Origin of the sequence: Xenorhabdus koppenhoeferi (genome assembly GCF_900116635.1) — a bacterium.
In the GTDB taxonomy this organism is placed as follows: Bacteria; Pseudomonadota; Gammaproteobacteria; order Enterobacterales; family Enterobacteriaceae; genus Xenorhabdus; species Xenorhabdus koppenhoeferi.
Genome location: NZ_FPBJ01000001.1, coordinates 76,585 through 99,446, shown reverse-complemented (window position 1 = coordinate 99,446; position 22,862 = coordinate 76,585). Strand labels below are relative to the sequence as shown.

Sequence of the window (22,862 nt, the reverse complement as noted above, 5' to 3'; positions counted from 1 at the left end):
CAGGAGCCTTTCATTAATCCCCAGGAGCATAGCTAACTATGTGACTGGGGTGAGTGAGCGCAGCCAACAAAGCTGCAACTTGAAAGACGACGGGTATATATTTAAGTTTTGTCATTTAGATGGGTTGACTGAGCATTGATGGCCCAACGGAGTCAACAGGAATAGTAAAATTGAATCAAATCAATATGAAAGGATCACCAGCAAAGGATTTAGATAGCCATACTCCCATGATGCAGCAGTATCTGCGCCTGAAAGCACAGCACCCGGATATCCTGCTGTTTTATCGAATGGGGGATTTTTATGAGTTATTCTATGACGATGCCAAAAAGGCCGCGAAGTTATTGGATATTTCCCTAACCAAACGTGGGCAATCGGCAGGTCAGCCCATTCCTATGGCGGGCGTTCCTTATCATGCGATTGAAAACTATTTGGCAAAGTTGGTACAGCTGGGTGAATCGGCGGCGATCTGTGAACAGGTCGGAGATCCTGCCAGCAGTAAAGGCCCTGTTGAACGTAAAGTTGTCCGTATTGTAACACCCGGCACAGTAACTGATGAAGCCTTGCTACAGGAGCGACAGGATAATCTTCTGGCTGCTATCTGGCATGATAATCAAGGTTTTGGTTATGCGACTCTGGATATCACTTCTGGTCGCTTCCAGATTTCCGAAATGGCTGACCAAGATACTATTGCCGCAGAATTGCAACGTACCCGTCCCGCAGAACTGCTCTATCCCGAAACGTTTGGTCATATGACGCTGATTGAACGCTGTCATGGGCTGCGTCGACGCCCAATGTGGGAATTTGAACTGGATACGGCAAGACAGCAACTGAATTTACAGTTTGGTACTCGTGACCTGATTGGCTTTGGCGTGGAAAAAGCGACGCTTGCCCTGCGTGCAGCTGGCTGTTTACTGCAATATGTAAAAGACACCCAGCGCACCAGCCTGCCCCATATCCGCAGTATTACGATGGAGCGTCCGCAGGAAACAGTCATTATGGATGCCGCAACCCGCCGTAATCTGGAATTGACGCAAAATCTATCAGGCGGCATCGAAAATACTCTGGCATCTGTACTCGATCAGTGTGTGACTCCGATGGGCAGCCGTATGCTAAAACGTTGGTTGCATACGCCAATTCGCAATAAAGATATACTGGAAAATCGCCAGCAAGCCATTTCTGCATTACAAGATATTGGTTATGAATTGCAGCCGTTTTTGCGTCAAGTTGGTGACTTAGAGCGTGTACTCGCCCGTCTTGCACTCCGTTCGGCCCGTCCCCGTGATCTGGCCAGAATGCGTCACTCTTTCCAGCAATTGCCAGATATTCACCAAATCATGGAGTCCTCTGAGTCCCCTTATATTCAGGCGCTACAGCAACGCGTGGGGAATTTTGATGAGTTACAGGTGCTATTGGAAAAAGCAGTTGTCGAAACACCGCCTGTTCTGGTGCGTGACGGGGGCGTGATTGCTACTGGCTATAATGCTGAGCTGGATGAGTGGCGGGCACTGGCAGATGGTGCCACCGATTATCTGGATCGACTGGAGATCCGCGAGCGTGAAAAACTTGGCATTGATACTTTGAAAGTCGGCTTCAATGCCATACATGGTTACTATATCCAAGTCAGCCGCGGACAAAGTCATTTAGTGCCAATGCATTATGTCCGCCGTCAAACACTGAAAAATGCAGAACGCTATATTATTCCTGAGTTAAAGGAATATGAAGATAAGGTTCTGACCTCCAAAGGCAAAGCGCTTGCTATTGAGAAAGCCCTGTATGAAGAACTGTTTGATTTGTTACTGCCGCATCTGGCCGAATTACAAACCAGTGCTGAAGCGCTGGCAGAACTCGATGTGCTGTCAAACCTTGCCGAACGCGCAGAAACCCTGAATTACACCTGCCCAACCCTGACAGATAAAGTCGGTATTCAAATCACTGGCGGTCGTCACCCCGTTGTTGAACAAGTGTTGAGTGAACCCTTTATTTCTAACCCATTGATGCTCGCGTCACAACGTCGCTTGCTTATCATCACGGGGCCAAATATGGGGGGTAAAAGTACTTATATGCGTCAGGCAGCTTTAATTACGTTACTGACATATATCGGGAGTTTTGTACCAGCCGAGAAAGCGGTTATCGGCCCGGTAGATCGTATCTTCACCCGTGTGGGCGCTTCCGATGATCTGGCATCAGGCCGTTCTACGTTTATGGTGGAGATGACTGAAACCGCCAATATTTTGCACAACGCTACCGAATACAGTCTGGTTCTGATGGATGAGATCGGGCGTGGTACTTCAACTTATGATGGCTTATCGCTTGCCTGGGCTTGTGCCGAAAGTCTGTCTAACCGCATCAAGGCAATGACTCTGTTTGCGACCCACTATTTTGAACTGACAATGTTGCCGGAAAAACTGGAAGGCGTCGTCAATATTCATCTGGATGCCGTTGAGCATGGTGACACAATTGCTTTCATGCACAGTGTACAAGAAGGTGCTGCCAGCAAAAGTTATGGACTGGCAGTAGCTTCTTTGGCAGGTGTTCCCCGTGATGTGATTAAGCGCGCGCGGCAGAAACTAAAAGAGCTGGAATCACTCTCCAATCATGCAACGGCAAACCATGTCGATACACCACAATTAACCTTGCTGGCAGAAGATACATCTCCGGCAGTTGAAGCATTGGAAAACCTGAATCCAGATACACTAACCCCACGTCAGGCACTGGAATGGATTTATCGTCTGAAGGATATGGTGTAGCCTTGGAAGGCATAGCAAGGGATGGGGTAACGCTAAAACTTGATAGTAACCTGTTAGCGCCCATTTATCAGTTTCTACAAGAGTGAATTATTTCGGCCGTATTGAAGCAGAACTTATTCAATCCCCTGATCATGATTTTAAATTTCATAACGGTATTCCCATTAATTACTATTAATGGGAATGGATAAATAAAAGGTGAGTCTAATGTTGCCAAAAAAAGCACAAGAACTGGCTACACGGCTGACTGATAATTTTCAGCTTTTAAAATCTGCATCTTCAAGTTAATTGCGTATATACCATAATAAACACCTAGAGTTTCCTTAAATTAATCAGAGGATTTTTAGCAAAAACTATCCATAAATTGCTCGGTACAATACCCAAAAAACTTCTCTCAGTAGGATTTTGGATACAGAATGAATTTCTTTCTCACCTTAAATAATCTTTTTGCAATAGACTGAAATAGAACTATTAATTACCAAGCGCTGCATCAATTGTGATATGTGAACCCGAATGCCCTAATCAGGCCATCACAATTTTAGCTTTCCAATATCACCGTTGCACAAGCATAACGACGCTCATCCGCCAAAGTGACATGCATGGATCTTACATTCAATTTGTTAGCTAATATGCCAGCTTCCCCATGAAGTTTTAATGTGGGTTTTCCCAGTTGATCATTAATCACTTCAAATTGATTAAAGGCCAGACCATTGCGAATGCCTGTACCAAGCGCTTTAGCTGCCGCTTCCTTGACAGCAAACCGTTTTGCAAGGAAGCGGATTGACTGGTTATGTTGTTTATATTGAGACCATTCCCCATCGCTCAAAATTCGTCTTGCCAGACGTTCTCCAGAACGCCCGACAATCTCCTCAATACGGGATATTTCAACAATATCAGTACCTAATCCAATAATAGCCATTAACGGTGTGCTTCCCGCAGCAACGTTTTCATGTCAGCTACAGCCGCAGATAAGCCGCTGAATACAGCACGGCCTATGATGGCATGACCAATATTCAATTCATAAATCTCAGGTAAGGCGGCAATACGCTGTACATTATGATAGGTTAAACCGTGACCTGCATTGACCTTAAGGCCTTTTCCTGCCGCGTACGTTACCGCTTCTTTAATGCGCCGGAATTCTTTTTCCTGCTGTATCTCATCCTCGGCATCGGCATATGCACCAGTATGGATTTCAATAAATGGTGCTCCGACTTCAACAGCAGCATCAATTTGCTGCGGATCTGCATCAATAAACAGAGAAACCAGAATGCCTGCTTCTGATAAGATCTTTACTGCCTCAGCAATGTGCTCTTTTTGTCCAAGCACGTCCAATCCTCCTTCTGTTGTTACTTCCTGACGTTTTTCAGGAACCAAGCAACAAAAAGCAGGTTTGATTTGAGTCGCAATACCAACCATCTCGTCGGTTACTGCCATTTCGAGATTCATGCGAGTTTGAATCGTTTTTTTTAATAATTGAACATCTCTATCAGTTATATGGCGGCGATCTTCGCGCAGGTGAATCGTTATACCATCAGCTCCCGCCTGTTCTGCTATAAATGCAGCCTGAACGGGATCGGGATATTTTGTCCCACGGGCATTACGTAAGGTCGCAATGTGATCAATGTTGATACCTAGCAATACCTCAGCCATTTTTATCTCCTGCAATAGTATAAGATTAAGTAAAGTTTATATTCTTCATTACCGAGAAGTGACTTACTTTAATTTTCGTTTTTTTTGTTGGGATTATCAGTTTTTTTACGCACGAATTGACGAAATAGTTCACGGCTTTTTAACGGTTTTCCCCCCAAATAAGGCTTCAATGCAATGCGGGTAAAACGTTTAGCCGATTTCAATGTAGCATAGTCAGGAAACTCACCGACTGATAACGCTTTTAGTTCATAACCAGTAAAGCTGTAGTTATCAATAATCAGACTAGCAATAAACCCTTTTTCTTCACGATAACGATAAGTCATGGTATCTGTTACAGGCTCACTACTGCCTGCGCAGTGAAGATAATCAACACCGTATCCCATATTGGTAAGTAAAGCTAATTCAAAGCGGCGTAAAGCATACTCTGGCGTGTATTCACTCGCCGCGAGCACTTGTAAGCATTGGAGATAATCGAAAAAAAGTGCAGGATACGCTGTTCCTTGTTCAAGAACTCTGGACAAAAGTTCATTCACATACAATCCACTGTAAAGCACGCTTCCCGTCAAGGGAAGAGCTAGCGAAATAGGCTCTGCATCTCTTAGCGTTTTGACTTCACCCCGTCCGCTCCAACGGATGAGTAACGGGGTAAAAGGTTGTAAACAACCTTTTAGGTGGGAACGACGGCTGCGTGCTCCTTTTGCTAAGACACATATCCGACCCTCGTTTTCAGTAAAAAAATCCAACAGCAAACTGGTTTCACTGTAAGGGCGTCCATGAAGCACAAAGGCTCTCTGCCAGCCGTCCACAAATCAGCCTTATAAGTCGTCAATGTAACCGAGGCTGCGAAGCGCTCGTTCATCATCAGCCCAACCAGCTCTAACTTTTACCCACAATTCCAAATGGACTTTGGTATCAAACAGCTTTTCCATATCTTGACGGGCTTCTGTACCAATTGTCTTGATTTTACTGCCTTTATTACCAATAACCATTTTCTTCTGGCCATCACGTTCGACCAGAATCAAACCGTTTATCGTATAACCACCACGTTCATTGGCAGCAAATTGTTCAATTTCCACAGTCACGGAATACGGCAGTTCTTCACCCAAAAAACGCATCAATTTTTCACGGATAATTTCTGACGCCATGAAACGCTGTGAGCGATCAGTGACGTAGTCTTCGGGAAAATGGTGTTCTGCCTGTGGTATATAATCACGCACGATTTTGGCAATCGTATCAACATTCATGCCTTTTTCTGCGCTGATTGGTACAACATCAATGAAATTCATCTGCTGACTAAGAAAACCAATGTGTGGCAGAAGAATAGTTTTATCTGTCACGTTGTCCACTTTATTGATGGCAAGCAAAACAGGACAACGCAAATGACGCAACTTATTCACCACCATTTCATCATCTGGTGTCCAGTGCGTACCTTCTACAACAAAAATAACCAGTTCGACATCACCAATAGAGCTGCTCGCCGCACGGTTCATTAAACGGTTAATCGCTCGTTTTTCTTCAATATGAAGACCCGGTGTATCTACATAGATAATTTGGTAAGCCCCTTCCGTATGAATCCCCATGATGCGATGCCGCGTCGTTTGAGGTTTACGGGAGGTAATGGATACTTTCTGGCCCAATAATTGGTTCAATAAAGTCGATTTACCAACGTTAGGGCGCCCGACTATTGCAACAAATCCGCAATAGTTTTTTTCTTCGCTCATTCAAGCTCCAGTTGTTTTAATGCTTGTTCCGCTGCCGCCTGTTCTGCCTTGCGGCGGCTGGAACCTACTCCTCTGACTGGTTGTTCAAATCCACTGACCTGACAATGAATTGTAAATTCCTGATCGTGAGCTTCCCCACGAACTTGAACAACCAAATATGTTGGCAACGGCAAATGACGCCCTTGCAAATATTCTTGTAAACGTGTTTTGGGATCTTTTTGCTTATCACCAGGGCTAATTTCATTCAAACGAGCTTCATACCAATTCAAAATAATTTGCTCGATTGTCTGAATATTGCTATCAAGGAAGATAGCGCCAATTAAAGCCTCAACACTATCCGCTAAAATGGATTCTCGGCTGTGTCCGCCACTTTTTAACTCCCCCGGCCCCAGACGCAGGCATTCACCTAACTCAAATTCTCTGGCCAATTCCGCTAGTGTATTACCACGAACCAATGTTGCACGCATACGGCTCATGTCCCCTTCATCAACACGGGGGAAACGGTGATAAAGCGCATTTGCAATGACAAAACTCAGAATAGAGTCGCCGAGAAATTCCAGACGTTCGTTATGTTTACTGCTAGCGCTGCGGTGAGTCAACGCTTGGAGCAATAAATCGTGCTGTGTAAAAGTGTACCCGAGCTTATGTTGTAACCGGTGCGTTAGTATGGCGTTCATGTGCTACCAATTCAGTTAGAATTTATCAAATAAAAGCACACGCAACAGACCTGTGAAGCTAATCTTAGATTGTGAAACTATCCTAGATTATATGCCTTACAAAACTGTTGCGTTTGCACTAGCTCCCTAAAATATCATCATTAGGGAGCCAGTCATCTCGTTTGAAAGAATATTCTACATTGTGAGATAAATTAATGCTTCGCTAATATATAAATATTAGTGAATTCCACCAATTCGCTCCAAACGAACACCAGTAGGCCACTCACCTTCCTGCTTTTCAAAACTCATCCAGATAGCAGTGGCGCGGCCTACCAGATTTTTCTCCGGCACGAATCCCCATTCACGGCTATCGGCACTATTATCACGATTATCACCCATCATAAAATATTGGCCTTCAGGAACAACCCAGGTACCAAGCGGCAAGCCTTCTTGGCGGAAATGTGGTGTAGATATAAACGGAGGTATGGTCAAAATATGATGTGACACATTACCTAAATTTTCTATCCGCTCGCCTTGACGAATAGTATATGGTCCCAATAGTTCATCGAGAGGAACTTGGTAAACACCTTTTAAACGAATTCCCTCTGGTGTTATATCTTCTTTAATGGACCATTCACTTGGGAATATATCCCGATAGACGACGGGTAAAGCGCCTTTACATTCTGTGTTCCAACCACAGCCAGGGAAAACCTGAAGCTCTTTTTGGGCATAATCATAAATAATCTTATCCCCGGGCAAGCCAATAACCCGTTTTACAAAATCCAGGCTTGTATCAAGCGGATATTTGAAAACAGCAATATCACCGCGCTTAGGCTCACCTGTTTTAATTAAAGTGGTTTGCGTAATCGGGTCTTTCAAGCCATAGGCAAATTTTTCTACCAGAATGAAATCCCCAATCAACAATGTTGGCATCATTGAGCCGGAAGGGATCTGAAAAGGTTCATAAATAAAAGAACGTAAGACCAAGACAATGGCTAACACCGGGAAAACAGATGCAAGTGTATCAACCCATGCCGATGAAGGTTTGTTAATTTCTTTAGCCACAGCTTCTTGAGCTTCTGCGCCTGTTACCTGTTCCTGAATTTGAGCAAGTTTTTTCTTGCGTTCAGGAGCGAGTTTGAACCGATCTACACACCAAATAATACCGGTGATTAACGTTGCTAACGTTAAGATCAAGGCAAAAGTGTTAGCCATTTAAACTCCTTACAACCTTGTTAGTTATCTTTTCCAACATGCAGAATTGCTAAGAAAGCTTCCTGAGGTAGTTCAACATTTCCTACCTGCTTCATGCGTTTTTTACCTTCTTTCTGCTTCTGCAATAGCTTTTTCTTACGGCTGACATCACCACCATAACATTTTGCCAGTACGTTTTTACGTAACTGTTTTATAGTAGAACGAGCAATAATGTGAGTTCCTATGGCTGCCTGAATTGCAATATCGAATTGCTGACGTGGGATCAATTCTTTCATTTTTTCCACCAGCTCACGCCCACGATATTGTGAATTCTCACGATGAGTAATCAATGCCAATGCATCCACACGTTCACTATTAATCAAAACATCCACACGTACCATGTCTGAATTTTGGAAGCGGGTAAAATTATAATCCAGAGACGCATAACCACGAGAGGTTGATTTCAAGCGATCAAAGAAATCTAAAACAACCTCAGCCATCGGAATTTCATAAGTCAGTGCAACCTGATTACCGTGATAAATCATATTAGTCTGTACGCCACGTTTTTCCACGCAGAGTGTAATAACATTACCAAGATATTCCTTAGGCAACAACATATGACATTCCGCAATAGGTTCACGCAATTCCTGAATATTATTTAATGCCGGTAGCTTAGATGGACTATCGACGTAAATAATATCCCCATCGGTTGTCTCAACTTCATAAACAACTGTGGGTGCCGTTGTAATTAAATCGAGATCATACTCACGCTCCAGACGTTCCTGAATAATTTCCATATGCAGTAAGCCAAGGAAACCACAACGGAAACCAAAACCCAATGCAGTAGAACTTTCTGGTTCATAGAATAATGAAGCATCATTTAGGCTCAATTTACCCAACGCATCGCGGAATGCTTCATAGTCATCAGAACTGATCGGGAACAGACCCGCATAGACCTGTGGTTTAACCTTTTTAAAACCCGGTAGTGCTCTTTCTGCTGGTTGACGCGCAGTTGTCAGGGTATCCCCTACTGGGGCTCCCAAAATATCTTTGATAGCACAAACCAACCAACCCACTTCACCGCAATTCAGCACATTACGATCGATACGCTTAGGTGTGAAAATACCCAGACGGTCAGCGTTATATACCTGCCCTGTGCTCATTACTTTGACTTTATCACCCTTACGCAATGTACCGTTTTTAATACGGACAAGTGAAACAACGCCGAGGTAATTGTCAAACCATGAGTCAATAATCAAAGCCTGTAATGGTGCATTAGGATCACCTTTCGGTGGCGGGATCTCTTTCACCAGACGCTCAATGACATCCTGTACACCTACACCAGTTTTTGCTGAACAACGAACAGCGTCTGTTGCATCAATGCCAACAATGTCTTCAATTTCTTCTGCGACACGTTCTGGTTCAGCAGCAGGAAGGTCTATTTTGTTCAGAACTGGAACGACTTCCAGATCCATTTCGATGGCGGTATAGCAGTTAGCCAATGTCTGTGCTTCAACACCCTGACCTGCATCAACAACTAACAAAGCACCTTCACAAGCAGCCAATGAGCGGGAAACTTCATAAGAGAAGTCAACATGCCCCGGGGTATCGATAAAGTTTAATTGATAGATTTGCCCGTCATACGACTTGTAATCAAGAGTCACACTTTGTGCCTTGATAGTGATACCACGTTCACGCTCAAGATCCATTGAATCCAGTACCTGCGCCGCCATTTCGCGATCTGACAGTCCCCCACAAATTTGAATAATTCGGTCAGATAGTGTGGACTTACCGTGGTCAATGTGGGCGATAATGGAGAAATTTCGTATTTGCTTCATTATTAAATCTTTTTTGCCTTAATATTTCTGAATCATTCGCCTATGGACACACTGATGGACATAAAGCGACAGTTTATTAGTTCGGCCACTGGCCTGAGGGGTCGTATTCTACATGCCAAGCCTATAAAAACCTAGTCATGCCTGTGGTTTTAGGTGCGACTCGATAGTTTTCAGTATGAAAAATAACATTGAAGCACGTATGGTAAAACAGATTATTCTTACTGCAGAACCTTAATCGTATCAGGAGGTAAACCAATTTGTAACACAACTGGTTGATAAGCCTGTAAGGCATCCCAGTATACAGCAATTTTGCGGGCTATTAAGAAACCAGCAAACCCGCCGCCAATTCCGCTTAAACATACCCATAATTGGTCAGATGTCCAAAATTGGAAGAGGGCACTTCCCAAAAATAATCCCAACAATGGTGTTAAATAAACCAACATTGCTGAACGTAACAAACTGCTCTCAGGAATACCCACTTCAACTTTTTGACCTGGCTGAAGAGGCTGGGAAATTTCCAATTCCAACTGATGGATGCTTTCGGGTCCTATTTTCTCCAGCAAATAAGAACCACAGGTAGCTTTAGCCCGACAGCTACTACAACCTGAAGATGAGCCATAGCGCAGTAACGCGCGGCCTTTTTGCCAGCGGACAACCGTTGCCCATTCCTTAACCATCATTTCTCTCCTGTAAACATCACGCTTGCCGCAATTCGCTTGGCTGTTGCGAAAGGCAGCTCACCAATGACAGTGATACTATTTTTACTTCTGGCTAAAGTATAAACCGTTCGTCGGCCTTGTCGAAATGGTTGTTTATCAACAGACTTTTTGCCTGAATTCACGACATTTACAGAAAAGTTAAATAGACCATCGCTGTACATGATGGATTCTAACCATTCCGTTTCTGACAACTTACGACTGTTACGGGAGATTTCTTGAAAACCTTCAGGCATCGTGCCAACCTGCCAATTAAACTTCAATTTTTCAGAAGGAGGAATTAGCAGCATAGGTGGTAATTTTAAATCAGTAATAGCTCGTAGCTCTTTCTTAACATAATCACCAACAATTAATGTTACGATTCGGGATTGCTCAATTACTGTAATATTATCTCTGTCCAATAATTCAATCAGCAGTGGGAGATGGGTTTTCTCATCGATCAAAAGGTTATAGTTATAGCGGGATTCATCCTTCGATATGATACGTACAAAGCTCGTTGGATGATCACCAACATGGGTGCTCCCTACATAAATAAAGCGATAGAATTCCTGCAATTGAGTAAAATCTGCAAAAATGATCGGTGGAAAATAATCCACAATATGATTGCCATGTAAACTGAATGAATCTAAACCTGGCTCATAATAACTGATCTGATCACCGCGCTGAATAATTTCTCGGCGTGAACCATCCATTTGTATAATTTGAGCAATCGGTTGACCATCAATAATGGCATGGCGGTAACGTAGAGGAATGAGGAATTGCTGCGCTAAGTTAATGAAACCAAGCTCATAATTAAGCGTTTGTACAGCGCTGTTCATATCTTGCAGCAAAGCTTCGACGCTGCTTTGCTGTGCCGAAGCTTTGAAAGGGTTTAACAGACCACCCACCAATAAGAAAATGAAAAACCAAATACGTTTCATTACTGTTGTTGTGCCTGCACTCCAAGAGGCTGATTGATCTGAGTAGCTTTATGATTTTTTTCAGAGTGAATACGTCGCTCAAGCTCATACTGCTGTAACATCGCATCAATTCGTTTATTACTTTCACGAACTTGCATACCAAAATCCCCGCCGAAGGCTTCGTCATCGACTGGGGCTGCTAAACCAACAGGTGAGGCTGATCCTATAACAGGCAATGTATTGAAAGCCGGGACATCAGATTGAGTCTCTACATCAACACTATTCCCGCCATTATATTGTTGGACACCAATAATTACGGCCAGAGATACGCATGCAGCCATGCCGACTTGTGTAATCTGACTCGCCCATGGCCGAATTTTCCCCCAGAACGGCATCTTTTCCCATATTTCAGGTTTTGGCTGAGGTTCTAAAACAACCTCTGGCTTAATATGAACAGGCTCGTCCTCAATTGCCTGTGCCACTTGACTCGCGATGTCCAAATGTAGCACTTCTCCTACATCACCACGCATAACATCACGGACAAGATGATATCTTTCCCACTGTTTCTGCATGGTTGCATCTTCAGAAACCAAATGAACTACTTCACTATCAAGAGCTTCTCCATCCATTAATGCGGAAAGTTTCTCTCTTTGCATGCCAAAGTACCCTTAAATAATTGTTTTGTCCCACTACTGCTGGATTAGCGGTTGAACTTTATTATCAATGGCTTCCCTTGCCCGGAAAATTCTTGAACGCACCGTACCTACAGGACATTCCATGATGTCGGCTATCTCTTCATAGCTCAACCCATCCAACTCCCTGAGTGTAATTGCTACCCTCAAATCTTCCGGAAGCGATTCAATTGTTCGGAAAACCACTTCCTTCAATTCCTCAGACAACATTAAGTTCTCAGGGTTCGAAATTTCTTTTAATGAACTTGATGAATCATAAATTTCCACATCATTAGCATCCAAATCGTTGGATGGCGGTCGGCGTCCCTGAGCGACTAAATAATTTTTCGCAGTATTAACGGCGATACGATACAACCAAGTATAAAAAGCACTATCACCTCGGAAAGAAGAGAGCGCACGATAAGTCTTAATGAAAACCTCTTGGGCAACATCAGGAACATCGCTTTGAGGTACATAACGAGCAATCAAGCTCGCCACTTTATGCTGATATCTTATTACCAGCAAATTAAATGCCTTTTGGTCGCCTTTCTGGACCTGCTTGACCAGCATTTGGTCCGTTAACTGCTCGCTCATCCGAGGTTCACTCTCCTGAGATAAAACTCTACATTCATACTAATTTAAACTGAAATGATGTCTTGCTTTCTCGAACAAGCATGACTTTGAGTATCAATTTACTGTGAAGTTCAATTTTGACTATAATTTTATATTACATCCACCTGTCATTTCGCATCAAAGATGCTATATCAAATTGATATTAAAAATTATTTATATTTATGGCATTCATGTATCACTACGCAGAAATTAAAAATTTATCGAGTGAATATAATACAAATCATAGCCTCTATTTCATAGGACACGAGATTTTAATCCAAGAAAAAAGAAAGCACTGTTCTATTTATTACTAACTGCGCAGGGAAATTAATTTTATTGACTCAATAGTGCTAACGTTATCAATAATAAAGATAAAAATCTGTTATTATCTGACGAAACTCATCTGAATATGTACCATCCAGGGCACGAATCGTTAACTCAGATAATTCGGTTTCCTGCTGTTGTAGGGATAATCCCAATAACAGACGGTGCAACGGTTTATTCTGTCTGTCACGAATATTGACACGATGATGGGTAAACCATCCTAGTTCTGACGCCATTTTTTCAAAACATTCACCAATGTCATAAGGTAACACAACACAAAATAACCCTGTTGATGTGATCAACTTTCGCACACATGCCAATAGCCCCTGATGAGTCAATGATTCCGTATAACGGGCCTGATTGCGTGCTTCATTCCGGCATGCGATGGCAGGCTCAAAATACGGCGGATTACTGACAATTAAATCATACTGAGTACTGCTTTTCCGTAATTCATTTTGTTGCACATTCTGCTGCGCAAAGTCATTAATATCCTGCTGGTGTACCTTAATTCGGGAGGGCCATGGCGATTGTTGCACATTGTCAGCCGCCTGCATTGCTGCAAGAGCATCCAGTTCGACTGCATCAATAACCGTATTCTCCTTTGTACGTTGAGCAATCATCAAGGAAATCAGGCCACTACCACATCCAATATCCAGACATCGCTTCCTGTTATATACTGGTGCACAGGCTCCCAATAGCACACCATCCGTCCCGACTTTCATCGCACATTTATCATGTCCAACAAAAAACTGTTTAAATGTAAAGCCACCGTGGCGAAAAGTGGGTTTATGTATTGATGCCATGAGTCATATCGCTGAGATAAAATTTGTCATAGCATAAATCTTATGGCCCGCGGATAAAAGCAACCTGCTCATTGGATGCTTTTATAGGATGAAGAATGTTCCCAACCTGTTTATAATCGGCGGCCCAAACAGAGGTATATGATGACTGCTACAAACTTTTCCGAATTCGAACTTGATGAATCCCTGCTTGATGCATTGAATGACAAAGGCTACGAACGCCCGACAGCAATTCAGGCAGCAGCAATTCCTGCTGCTATGGATGGGCGCGATGTACTTGGTTCAGCGCCGACCGGTACAGGCAAGACGGCTGCTTACCTATTGCCAGTGCTACAACACCTGCTAGACTTTCCTCGTAAAAAATCGGGGCCTCCGCGCATCCTGATTTTAACGCCTACTCGTGAGCTGGCAATGCAGGTTGCAGAACAAGCAAAAGCGTTAGCGGCCCACACCCATCTGGATATCACCACTATTACCGGTGGTGTTGCCTACATGAATCACGCAGAAGTATTCAGTGAGAATCAGGATATTGTTGTCGCAACGACCGGGCGTTTGCTGCAATACATTAAAGAAGAAAATTTCGACTGCCGTGCAGTGGAAACGTTGATCCTTGATGAAGCTGACCGCATGTTGGATATGGGATTCGCTAATGATGTCGAAACCATTGCAGGTGAAACTCGTTGGCGCAAACAAACACTGTTATTTTCCGCAACGCTGGAAGGCGAATCCATTCGTGATTTTGCCCAGCGTTTGTTAACCGATCCTGTTGAGATCGATGCTGAACCTTCTCGCCGTGAACGTAAAAAAATTCAGCAGTTTTATTATCGTGCCGATACGTTAGAACATAAAACAGCCTTGCTGTGTAACCTTCTTCAGCAACCTGACGTGACAAAATCCATTGTTTTCGTACGTAAGCGTGAGCGCGTACGTGAAGTTGTTGATTGGTTGAGCCAAGCTGGAATCCGAGCAGGTTTCCTTGAAGGAGAAATGGCTCAGGCCAAGCGTACAGATGCCGTGAAACGCCTTAATGAAGGTAAAGTTAAAGTTCTGGTTGCGACAGATGTTGCTTCCCGTGGGTTGGATATTGAAAACGTCAGCCACGTCTTCAACTTCGATTTACCTCGTACTGCCGATGTTTACCTGCATCGGATTGGTCGCACTGCCCGAGCAGGTCGCAAAGGAACAGCTATTGCTCTGGTTGAATCCCACGATCATCCTCTGCTGGGTAAAATTAGCCGCTATCTCAACGAGCCTCTAAAAATTCGGATTGTTGATGAACTCCGTCCACAAACGAAAGCACCAAGTGAGAAAAAGAGCTATAAACCTTCCAAGAAAGTATTGGAAAAGCGTAAAGAGAAGAGAAAAATAGAAGAAACGAAGACAAAACGGGTGAAAGTACGTCATCGCGATAGCAAAAATATCGGTAAACGCCGAACACCTTCTGATAACCCTAAACCGGAAATCACTGAATCCGACAACAATTAATTATCAGAATTTAATCAGAAAAATAGAGGCGAAGCCATTAAATGACTTCGCTTCATTCATCATTTCTCACTCGATAATCACTTCACTCCAGACACCGTGCTATCTGGTACTGTTCACTCCTTTTCGATGTAATTTGCTGATAGGTTTCCGTAAGTTCCTCTCTAACAGCAGAGTCATCCATATCCATTACTAATGCTTACAAAGAGGAGTTTCACAAAGGAAACATGCCCCCATTCATCGTATCAGTTGACACCAGCATTGTTTCACGATTATTCAGCCAAGGCTGTTGCTCCGTCATTAACTCCAGAACAGCTTCCAGAAAATGAGCTTTAAATGAGTGCAATCCATATCGATGTGGCAAAAAATCCCAAATACTGCTCCATTCATACTCATATTCAAGATCTATTGTATTTCCCATAGGTTGAGGGATAGGCAATTTTTTTTGCAGGTTCCCCAGCCAATCGTGCTGGACGGAATAGTGACGAACCAAACCACTATCCGCCATTTCATGGGCGACTTGAGGTGATATACCCATACGTTCTAATGTAGCATCTGAGATACCAACGGAATTATAAATAACGGCGGGTTTCCCTGTTGTGAATGCAGCTACAGTCGCCAAACCTCCCCCCAATGAGTGACCAGTAAAAATGATATTTTCACCAAATATCTTTAACGCTTTATGCGCCAATTCCACAGCTTGGTTATATTGTTTTGTATTGTAACCAAGGCTCTGACGAATGCTTACCATAAAATCCTGCAATTCATTCGAGCCAGTGAAAGAAACAATATATAACCCGTTATATTTATACACTCCAGCTTGAAATCCTGTTGAATAATCATTCAATGTATCAGGATCAATACCTGCCTTTGATAGCTCATCATCAGACACCCGCTCATAACTTGGAATTCCTAAACTTTGCTCCCGATAAACATCGCGGGTAACCAATGTTAGCTCGTAGTCGATTCGCTTAGATTGTTTTCCTGCAATATCATTGGCATTCAATCCGGGAGAGACCATTTCACTGACATTAAGATCATTGATCAATGATTGGTAAACCGCATTGGCTTGCTTAGTACTTTCTGAAAGGGAAATGTTTGAAGCGGTAATACTGTCAACTTTATCTGACTGTGGTGAAACTTGAGAGCTAGCTTGAGATTGTAGAGAATTTCCTTGTAACGAATACATCCCTAATTCACTAAAAATATTGGTATTTATTGATAAAGTCATAAAATTCTCCTACAGATTATTCAGGTTAGACATAACTAAAAACCCCAAATTATCTATCGGCAAAACCATTAACACTATTAACACGAATTTAATTATTAATTAACAAAATTAATATCCATAAGTAATAAAAGGGTTTAGTCAATCTGTTATTTCATCAACCATCATTCTTGACTTCCTGTTATAAATTTTAAAAATAATTTATAAAATCAATTTTTCATCCTATAAACTAAACTTGGATTAAGATCAGAGGGTTCCCCTATTCACTTGGAATCGGTAAGCTTAAGTCCATCTGATAATCATCTAGAAAGGGATTGGCTATGTCTGTACCTCTCACATGGCACGATGTCATCGGCAATGAAAAGAAGCAGCCATATTTTGTTGATACATTGGCTTATGTTGCTAATGAACGTAATGCTGGCAAAACCATTTATCCGCCACAACCGGATGTTTTTAACGCATTCCGCTATACCGAATTAGCCGATGTAAAAGTAGTGATTTTGGGACAAGATCCTTACCACGGCCCAAACCAAGCTCATGGGCTGGCATTCTCTGTACAACCGGGCATTCCTGCCCCACCTTCTCTGGTCAATATGTATAAAGAATTGGAGTCGGATATTACTGGATTTACCCGTCCCAATCACGGTTGTTTGATTAGTTGGGCAAAGCAGGGAGTATTATTACTCAATACCGTGTTAACCGTTGAACGAGGCAACGCTCATTCCCACGCTAATTTGGGATGGGAAACCTTCACTGATAAGGTCATTGCATCAATTAATGAACATCGCAGTGGGGTTATTTTCCTGCTTTGGGGTTCTCACGCTCAGAAAAAAGGCCGTTTTATTGATATCCAACGCCATCATGTGTTGAAAGCACCTCATCCGTCACCTTTATCAGCTCATCGAGGTTTTTTAGGCTGCAAGCATTTTTCTCAAGCTAATACCCTGCTGGAAAAGCAAGGATTATCATCAATAGATTGGACACCTCAATTACCTCAGTAACCAATCACTGACCACAAAAATGCCGCCCTCTGAACGGCGGCATTACAATCACGAAATCCGTAATTTTATTTAGAAACAGCAACCATTGCAGGACGTAATAAACGGCCATTCAAGGTATAACCTTTCTGCATTACCAACATAACATGATTAGGTTCATGCTGTTCAGACTCCATCATAGTCACTGCTTGGTGAACCTCAGGATTGAAAGGCACGCTAGTGTCATCCACAACTTCAATGCCAAATTTACCTACTGCATCGATAAAGGATTTCAGGGTTAATTCAATACCTTCAATCATCGGTTGCAGGGATTCATTAGTACGATCTGCCGCCTCTAATGCCCGTTCCAAATTATCGATAACAGGCAAGAGTTCATTGGCAAATTTTTCCAATGCAAATTTATGGGCCTTTTCTACATCCTGCTCAGTACGACGACGAATATTTTCTATTTCAGCACGGGCACGCAATATAGCATCACGTTCGTTAGTTTGAGCCTGTTTCAGTTGTTCTTCTAGCTCAGCAACACGCGGATCGACAACATTTTCAGTCTCTGCCGCGTCTGCCTTTTCTTCTGCATCCATTTGTTGCTCTAATACATCTGCTGTATTTTCTGGGACTTGCTCGTCAGGTACTTTTTGGTCTTTACTACTCATGAATATCTCCGCGTATTTTGTATTATCTTCGCCATTCTCGCTTATTATGGGGATCAAAACGCGGGATTCAAGGGAACACATCATATTGTGAGGGCAAAACCATATGCTAAAGGAAATAACAGCAATGAATAATGAATTCAAATGCATCGGTATTGTCGGTCGTCCACGTCACCCTGAGGCACTGGCCACCCATGAAATGCTTTACTATTGGCTGGTATCTAAAGGTTATTGCGTCATTGTGGATAGACAAGTTGCGAAAGACATTGATTTAAAAGATGCCCAAACTGGAGGGTTGACTGAAATCGGTAAAATTGCCGATCTCGTCATTGTTGTAGGTGGAGATGGCAATATGCTCGGTGCCGCCAGAGTATTATCCCGCTATGATATCAAAGTCGTCGGTATCAACCGCGGTAATTTAGGCTTTCTGACTGATTTAGATCCCGATAACGCCTTACAGCAACTCTCTGAAGTTCTGGATGGTGAATATCGGGACGAAAAACGTTTTCTGCTCGAAGCTCAAGTCACGAAAAAAGGGCAAAAATCGCGACGGAGTACTGCTTTGAACGAAGTGGTACTACATCCAGGTAAAGTTGCTCATATGATCGAATTCGAAGTTTATATTGATGAACGTTTTGCTTTTTCCCAGCGTTCAGATGGCCTGATCATAGCAACCCCTACGGGTTCCACAGCCTATTCTCTATCTGCCGGCGGGCCAATATTAACACCAAACTTGAATGCTATCGTGCTGGTACCGATGTTTCCACACACCCTCTCTGCCCGTCCTCTCGTTATCAGCAGCGAAAGCAGCATTCGCCTAAAATTTTCCCGAAACAGCAATGACTATGAAGTAAGCTGCGATAGCCAAATCGTCCTGCCAATACAGGATGGTGAACAAGTGATTATCAAGCGTAGTGAATATAATCTGCATTTGATTCATCCGAAAGATTATAATTACTTCAACACACTGAGTACAAAATTAGGCTGGTCGAAAAAAATGTTCTAAAAACAAGCCCTCCTACTTTACTGTATAAAAAACCAGTTTATACTGTATGAAAGCACAGACATGTTTTTATACACAGCGACATGTTTTTATACACAGTAAAAAGCAGGAGGGGCATGATGCTGACTCAGTTAACCATCAGTAATTTTGCTATTGTTCGTGAACTTGAAATTGATTTCCGCTCAGGAATGACAGCAATAACTGGCGAAACCGGGGCCGGTAAATCTATTGCGATTGATGCATTGGGTTTATGCCTCGGCAATCGCGGCGAAGCTAATATGGTTCGGGCAGATGCTTCACGTACTGATCTTTGTGCCCGTTTTTCATTGGCTGATGCCCCTTCAGCACGTAAATGGCTCGAAATTCACCAGCTTGATGGCAATTTTGATGATGATAATGAGTGCCTACTGCGCCGAACAATTACCTCTGATGGGCGCTCTCGCGGCTTTATCAATGGCACAGCCGTACCTCTTTCTCAACTGCGTGAATTGGGTTCACATCTGATTCAAATCCACGGGCAACATGTTCATCAATTGTTGCTGGAAAATCGTCACCAAAGGCGTTTACTGGATATTTACACGGGCGATTTTGAACTCCAACATGAAATGAAGCTGGCTTACCAACAATGGCAACAAAGTTGTCAGGCTCTTTCTCAATTTCAACAACAAGCCCTCGAACGTCGTTCGCGCCAGCAATTATTGGAATATCACCTGAAAGAACTCAATGAATTGTCACCACAATTAGGCGATTATCAGGAACAGGATAGCGAATATAAACGTCTGGCAAATTGTGGGCAATTCTTGTCCGTCAGTCAAAATGTTCTCCAAATCCTAAACGATAACGATGAGCAGAACATCGTCAGCCTTCTCAACTATGCGCGAAGTGAATTAACAGAACTTGCCAGCATGGATCATAAGCTCAGCAATTTACTGAATATGTTGGAAGAAGCGGCTATTCAGATTAATGAAGTCAGTGATGAATTGCGTCACTACAGTGATCAACTGGAATTAGATCCTAATCGGTTATTCGAGCTGGAACAGAAAATATCCCAACAGATAAGCATTGCACGCAAACATCACGTGGCCCCAGAAGAACTGCCAGCTTTGCATCAACAATTGCTGGAAGAACAACACCAATTATCCCGGCAAGAAGATGATTGTGCCCATCTTAGCGAACTTGTCAGCCAACACTACCAACAAGCCCTGAATGTGGCAGAAAGACTGCACCATATTCGTCAGAAATATGCGGTGGAATTAAGCCAGCTGATAACAAACAGCATGCACCAACTTTCCATGCCACATGGTCGCTTTACCATTGATATTACTTTTGAGCCAGAACACCTAAATATTGATGGTGCCAGTAAAGTTGAATTCAAAGTAACAACCAACCCCGGTCAGCCTCACCAATCACTGGCAAAAGTAGCATCAGGTGGGGAACTTTCCCGTATTGCTTTAGCAATTCAGGTGATTACAGCTAAGAAAATGGAAACACCTGCACTCATCTTCGATGAAGTTGATGTAGGCATCAGTGGCCCGACAGCAGCGATTGTTGGGCGTCTATTGCGTGAATTGGGAGAATCAACCCAAGTCATGTGTGTCACTCATTTACCTCAAGTCGCCGGATGTGGTCACCAACACTTTTATGTCAGTAAGCAAACTGATGGGGAAAAAACTGAGACCCAAATGCAACTGTTGGACAAAAAAGCACGACTTCAAGAGATTGCAAGGCTTCTGGCAGGCAACGAAGTAACAAAAAACACACTGGCTAATGCAAAAGAACTGTTAGCGGCATAAATTAATACAACTTTTTTGTATACTTGAAGTCATAGGTAAACGTGTAGAGGTTTTCAATCTCTTCAATGTTTATTATTATCGACGGCTTAACTCCTAAAGGAATGTAATTACTATGCGCTGTAAATTGTTGACTGCCGCTACTGTATCACTTGTTATGCTGACTGCGGGTTGCTCCATGTTTGAGCGAATTGTTTATCGTCCTTATATTAATCAAGGGAATTACCTGACGTCGGCTGCGGTATCAAAAATCCAGAAGGGAATGACCCAACAGCAAGTTGCTTATACTTTGGGAACACCAATGCTGACCGATCCGTTCGGAAGCCAAACTTGGTATTACATATTCCGCCTGCAACCTGGGCATGGAAAAGTCTTTCAGGAATCCCTGATACTTACCTTTGATAACGCAGGCATACTGACCGACATCAAAAATGAAAAATTACTGCCAGAGAAACAGTAATGTTTGGATTTTATTTATTCGCCAGTAGTTGCTCTGGCGAATAAATACGCATCATTGAGCATTATTTTTAGCTCGTTCTGCTCGCTTACGTCGCATTTCTTTTGGATCAGCAATCAGAGGGCGATAAATTTCTACACGATCCCCCTCTTCTAACATATCAGTCAATTTGGCAGGGCGGCTATAAATACCAATTTTATTCTTGGTCAAATCGATATCTTTGCGTAATGTCAAAAGACCTGATGCAACAATTGCCTGCTCGACAGTTGCTCCCTGAGGTAATTTCACATTACACAGATATTGCCGTTCAGGCAGAGCATAAACGACTTCGATATTGATCTTAGACACGGTAAACCTCACGTGCCCGTTGAGTAAACGCCTGAACCATATTGCCTGCCAATTCCTTGAATAATTTACCAAAAGCCAATTCAATCAACTTGTTAGTAAATTCAAAATCGAGATGTAACTCAACTTTACAGGCATCCTCACTCAGCGGAGTAAAATTCCATCCACCCATCAATTTACGAAAAGGCCCATCAACAAGCTGCATATTAATGCTTTTGTTATCGAATAACGTATTACGCGTCACGAAAATCTTACTTATTCCAGCCTTGGAGACCTCAACAGAAGCTGTTATTTCATTATTACTGCTGCTGATTACTCGACTCCCCACGCATCCCGGTAAAAAATCCGGATAAGACGTTACATCATTGACCAATTTATACATTTGTTCCACGCTGTAAGGCACTAACGCAGAGCGATTAATCTGTGGCATATCATTTCCTGTTAAACGTAACAGCGCTGAATAGTATCACTTAAATGTGGTTACATAAAAACCTGGTGACATTTGGAACAATAAATAACAATAAATGCGTACTTGTCGCTAAATATCATACAGAAGAGATTTCTTTCATCAACGCATACAGTATAATACAACGCATTATGACAAAGAAAAAAGTACACAAACCCGGTTCGGCAACAATTGCCATGAATAAGCGAGCCCGCCACGAATACTTCATTGAAGAAGAATTCGAAGCAGGTTTATCCCTACAAGGTTGGGAAGTCAAATCACTGCGCGCTGGCAAGGCTAACATCAGTGAGAGTTATGTTTTGCTCAAAGATGGTGATGCTTATCTTTTTGGTGCCACAATCACACCATTGAATGTTGCTTCTTCCCATGTAGTTTGTGATCCAACGAGATTGCGCAAATTACTCCTTAACAAGCGTGAACTTGATTCTCTGTATGGTCGGGTTAATCGCGAAGGTTATACCATCGTTGCGCTTTCCATGTATTGGAAAAATGCCTGGAGCAAAATCAAAATTGGCGTTGCAAAAGGTAAAAAAGCGCATGATAAACGTTCAGACATCAAAGAACGTGAATGGAAATTAGACAGAGCGAGAATTATGAAGAATTCAGGGCGTTAATAGC

General features: G+C 42.8%; 23 protein-coding genes and 1 pseudogene. 8 read left to right on the top strand and 16 right to left on the bottom strand.

The window, feature by feature from the left end; all coding sequences use genetic code 11:
- Positions 1-185: 185 nt before the first annotated feature.
- Together mutS and BM329_RS14275 are read left to right on the top strand one after the other, a co-directional pair.
- On the top strand, positions 186-2,747 hold the full coding sequence (gene mutS / locus BM329_RS00455; RefSeq protein ID WP_092547470.1) for a DNA mismatch repair protein MutS: 2,562 nt from the start codon (positions 186-188) through the stop codon (positions 2,745-2,747).
- A gap of 70 nt (positions 2,748-2,817) precedes the next feature.
- A pseudogene (locus BM329_RS14275) lies at positions 2,818-2,922 on the top strand (tRNA-(ms[2]io[6]A)-hydroxylase); the annotation flags it as partial.
- Between the two features lie 360 nt (positions 2,923-3,282).
- On the opposite strand, the gene acpS reads toward BM329_RS14275, so the two are convergent.
- The 12 genes from acpS to trmN all read right to left on the bottom strand — a co-directional run bounded on the left by acpS (position 3,283) and on the right by trmN (position 13,828).
- On the bottom strand, positions 3,283-3,663 hold the full coding sequence (acpS, locus tag BM329_RS00450) for a holo-ACP synthase (protein ID WP_092547330.1): 381 nt from the start codon (positions 3,661-3,663) through the stop codon (positions 3,283-3,285).
- On the bottom strand, positions 3,663-4,394 hold the full coding sequence (gene pdxJ, locus BM329_RS00445; protein ID WP_092547328.1) for a pyridoxine 5'-phosphate synthase: 732 nt from the start codon (positions 4,392-4,394) through the stop codon (positions 3,663-3,665). Before pdxJ ends, acpS begins: the two co-directional genes overlap by 1 nt.
- Before the next feature lie 68 nt (positions 4,395-4,462).
- Entirely contained in the window at positions 4,463-5,200 is a 738-nt protein-coding gene (gene recO, locus BM329_RS00440) for a DNA repair protein RecO (protein WP_092547326.1), read from the bottom strand.
- 9 nt (positions 5,201-5,209) lie between these two features.
- Positions 5,210-6,115, bottom strand: a complete 906-nt coding sequence (era, locus tag BM329_RS00435; protein WP_092547324.1) for a GTPase Era — start codon at positions 6,113-6,115, stop codon at positions 5,210-5,212.
- Positions 6,112-6,792, bottom strand: a complete 681-nt coding sequence (gene rnc, locus BM329_RS00430) for a ribonuclease III (protein WP_092547322.1) — start codon at positions 6,790-6,792, stop codon at positions 6,112-6,114. The genes era and rnc overlap by 4 nt, the downstream gene beginning before the upstream one ends.
- Positions 6,793-7,008: 216 nt before the next feature.
- Positions 7,009-7,986, bottom strand: coding sequence for a signal peptidase I (gene lepB, locus BM329_RS00425; RefSeq protein WP_092547320.1), 978 nt, complete (start codon positions 7,984-7,986; stop codon positions 7,009-7,011).
- 20 nt (positions 7,987-8,006) lie between these two features.
- Positions 8,007-9,803, bottom strand: a complete 1,797-nt coding sequence (gene lepA / locus BM329_RS00420; RefSeq protein ID WP_092547318.1) for a translation elongation factor 4 — start codon at positions 9,801-9,803, stop codon at positions 8,007-8,009.
- A gap of 218 nt (positions 9,804-10,021) precedes the next feature.
- Entirely contained in the window at positions 10,022-10,480 is a 459-nt protein-coding gene (rseC, locus tag BM329_RS00415; protein WP_092547316.1) for a SoxR-reducing system protein RseC, read from the bottom strand.
- Positions 10,480-11,439: a sigma-E factor regulatory protein RseB gene (gene rseB / locus BM329_RS00410; protein ID WP_092547315.1), complete on the bottom strand. Its 960-nt coding sequence runs from the start codon at positions 11,437-11,439 to the stop codon at positions 10,480-10,482. The genes rseC and rseB overlap by 1 nt, the downstream gene beginning before the upstream one ends.
- Entirely contained in the window at positions 11,439-12,074 is a 636-nt protein-coding gene (gene rseA, locus BM329_RS00405; protein ID WP_092547313.1) for an anti-sigma-E factor RseA, read from the bottom strand. Before rseA ends, rseB begins: the two co-directional genes overlap by 1 nt.
- A 33-nt stretch (positions 12,075-12,107) precedes the next feature.
- Entirely contained in the window at positions 12,108-12,683 is a 576-nt protein-coding gene (rpoE, locus tag BM329_RS00400) for an RNA polymerase sigma factor RpoE (RefSeq protein WP_092547311.1), read from the bottom strand.
- 377 nt (positions 12,684-13,060) lie between these two features.
- Complete coding sequence (gene trmN / locus BM329_RS00395) at positions 13,061-13,828, bottom strand: tRNA(1)(Val) (adenine(37)-N(6))-methyltransferase TrmN (protein WP_092547308.1); 768 nt, start codon at positions 13,826-13,828, stop codon at positions 13,061-13,063.
- Positions 13,829-13,969: 141 nt separating this feature from the next.
- On the opposite strand from trmN, the gene srmB reads away from it, so the two are divergent.
- The gene (gene srmB / locus BM329_RS00390) at positions 13,970-15,310 is read left to right on the top strand and encodes an ATP-dependent RNA helicase SrmB (RefSeq protein ID WP_092547306.1); all 1,341 of its coding nucleotides are present in this window, start codon (positions 13,970-13,972) and stop codon (positions 15,308-15,310) included.
- A 211-nt stretch (positions 15,311-15,521) separates the two neighbouring features.
- Here the strand turns inward: srmB and BM329_RS00385 are convergent, their stop codons facing one another.
- On the bottom strand, positions 15,522-16,538 hold the full coding sequence (locus tag BM329_RS00385) for a Tle-like phospholipase domain-containing protein (protein WP_245758979.1): 1,017 nt from the start codon (positions 16,536-16,538) through the stop codon (positions 15,522-15,524).
- Between the two features lie 317 nt (positions 16,539-16,855).
- On the opposite strand from BM329_RS00385, the gene ung reads away from it, so the two are divergent.
- On the top strand, positions 16,856-17,536 hold the full coding sequence (gene ung, locus BM329_RS00380; protein WP_092547304.1) for a uracil-DNA glycosylase: 681 nt from the start codon (positions 16,856-16,858) through the stop codon (positions 17,534-17,536).
- 65 nt (positions 17,537-17,601) lie between these two features.
- Here the strand turns inward: ung and grpE are convergent, their stop codons facing one another.
- Positions 17,602-18,186 carry a nucleotide exchange factor GrpE gene (gene grpE, locus BM329_RS00375; RefSeq protein ID WP_092547302.1) on the bottom strand — a complete coding sequence of 195 codons (585 nt, stop codon included), beginning with the start codon at positions 18,184-18,186 and terminating at the stop codon, positions 17,602-17,604.
- Between the two features lie 124 nt (positions 18,187-18,310).
- On the opposite strand from grpE, the gene nadK reads away from it, so the two are divergent.
- The 3 genes from nadK to bamE all read left to right on the top strand — a co-directional run bounded on the left by nadK (position 18,311) and on the right by bamE (position 21,436).
- On the top strand, positions 18,311-19,189 hold the full coding sequence (gene nadK, locus BM329_RS00370; RefSeq protein ID WP_143101187.1) for an NAD(+) kinase: 879 nt from the start codon (positions 18,311-18,313) through the stop codon (positions 19,187-19,189).
- A gap of 116 nt (positions 19,190-19,305) precedes the next feature.
- Positions 19,306-20,979, top strand: coding sequence for a DNA repair protein RecN (gene recN / locus BM329_RS00365; protein WP_092547298.1), 1,674 nt, complete (start codon positions 19,306-19,308; stop codon positions 20,977-20,979).
- A 112-nt stretch (positions 20,980-21,091) separates the two neighbouring features.
- Entirely contained in the window at positions 21,092-21,436 is a 345-nt protein-coding gene (bamE, locus tag BM329_RS00360; RefSeq protein ID WP_092547296.1) for an outer membrane protein assembly factor BamE, read from the top strand.
- A 51-nt stretch (positions 21,437-21,487) separates the two neighbouring features.
- Here bamE and BM329_RS00355 read toward each other — a convergent pair whose 3' ends face one another.
- Both BM329_RS00355 and BM329_RS00350 read right to left on the bottom strand, forming a co-directional pair.
- Complete coding sequence (locus tag BM329_RS00355) at positions 21,488-21,781, bottom strand: RnfH family protein (protein ID WP_092547294.1); 294 nt, start codon at positions 21,779-21,781, stop codon at positions 21,488-21,490.
- On the bottom strand, positions 21,774-22,208 hold the full coding sequence (locus BM329_RS00350) for a type II toxin-antitoxin system RatA family toxin (RefSeq protein ID WP_092547292.1): 435 nt from the start codon (positions 22,206-22,208) through the stop codon (positions 21,774-21,776). The genes BM329_RS00355 and BM329_RS00350 overlap by 8 nt, the downstream gene beginning before the upstream one ends.
- A gap of 167 nt (positions 22,209-22,375) precedes the next feature.
- Between BM329_RS00350 and smpB the strand changes: the two genes are divergently transcribed.
- Complete coding sequence (smpB, locus tag BM329_RS00345; RefSeq protein WP_092547469.1) at positions 22,376-22,858, top strand: SsrA-binding protein SmpB; 483 nt, start codon at positions 22,376-22,378, stop codon at positions 22,856-22,858.
- The last annotated feature ends 4 nt before the right edge of the window (positions 22,859-22,862 follow it).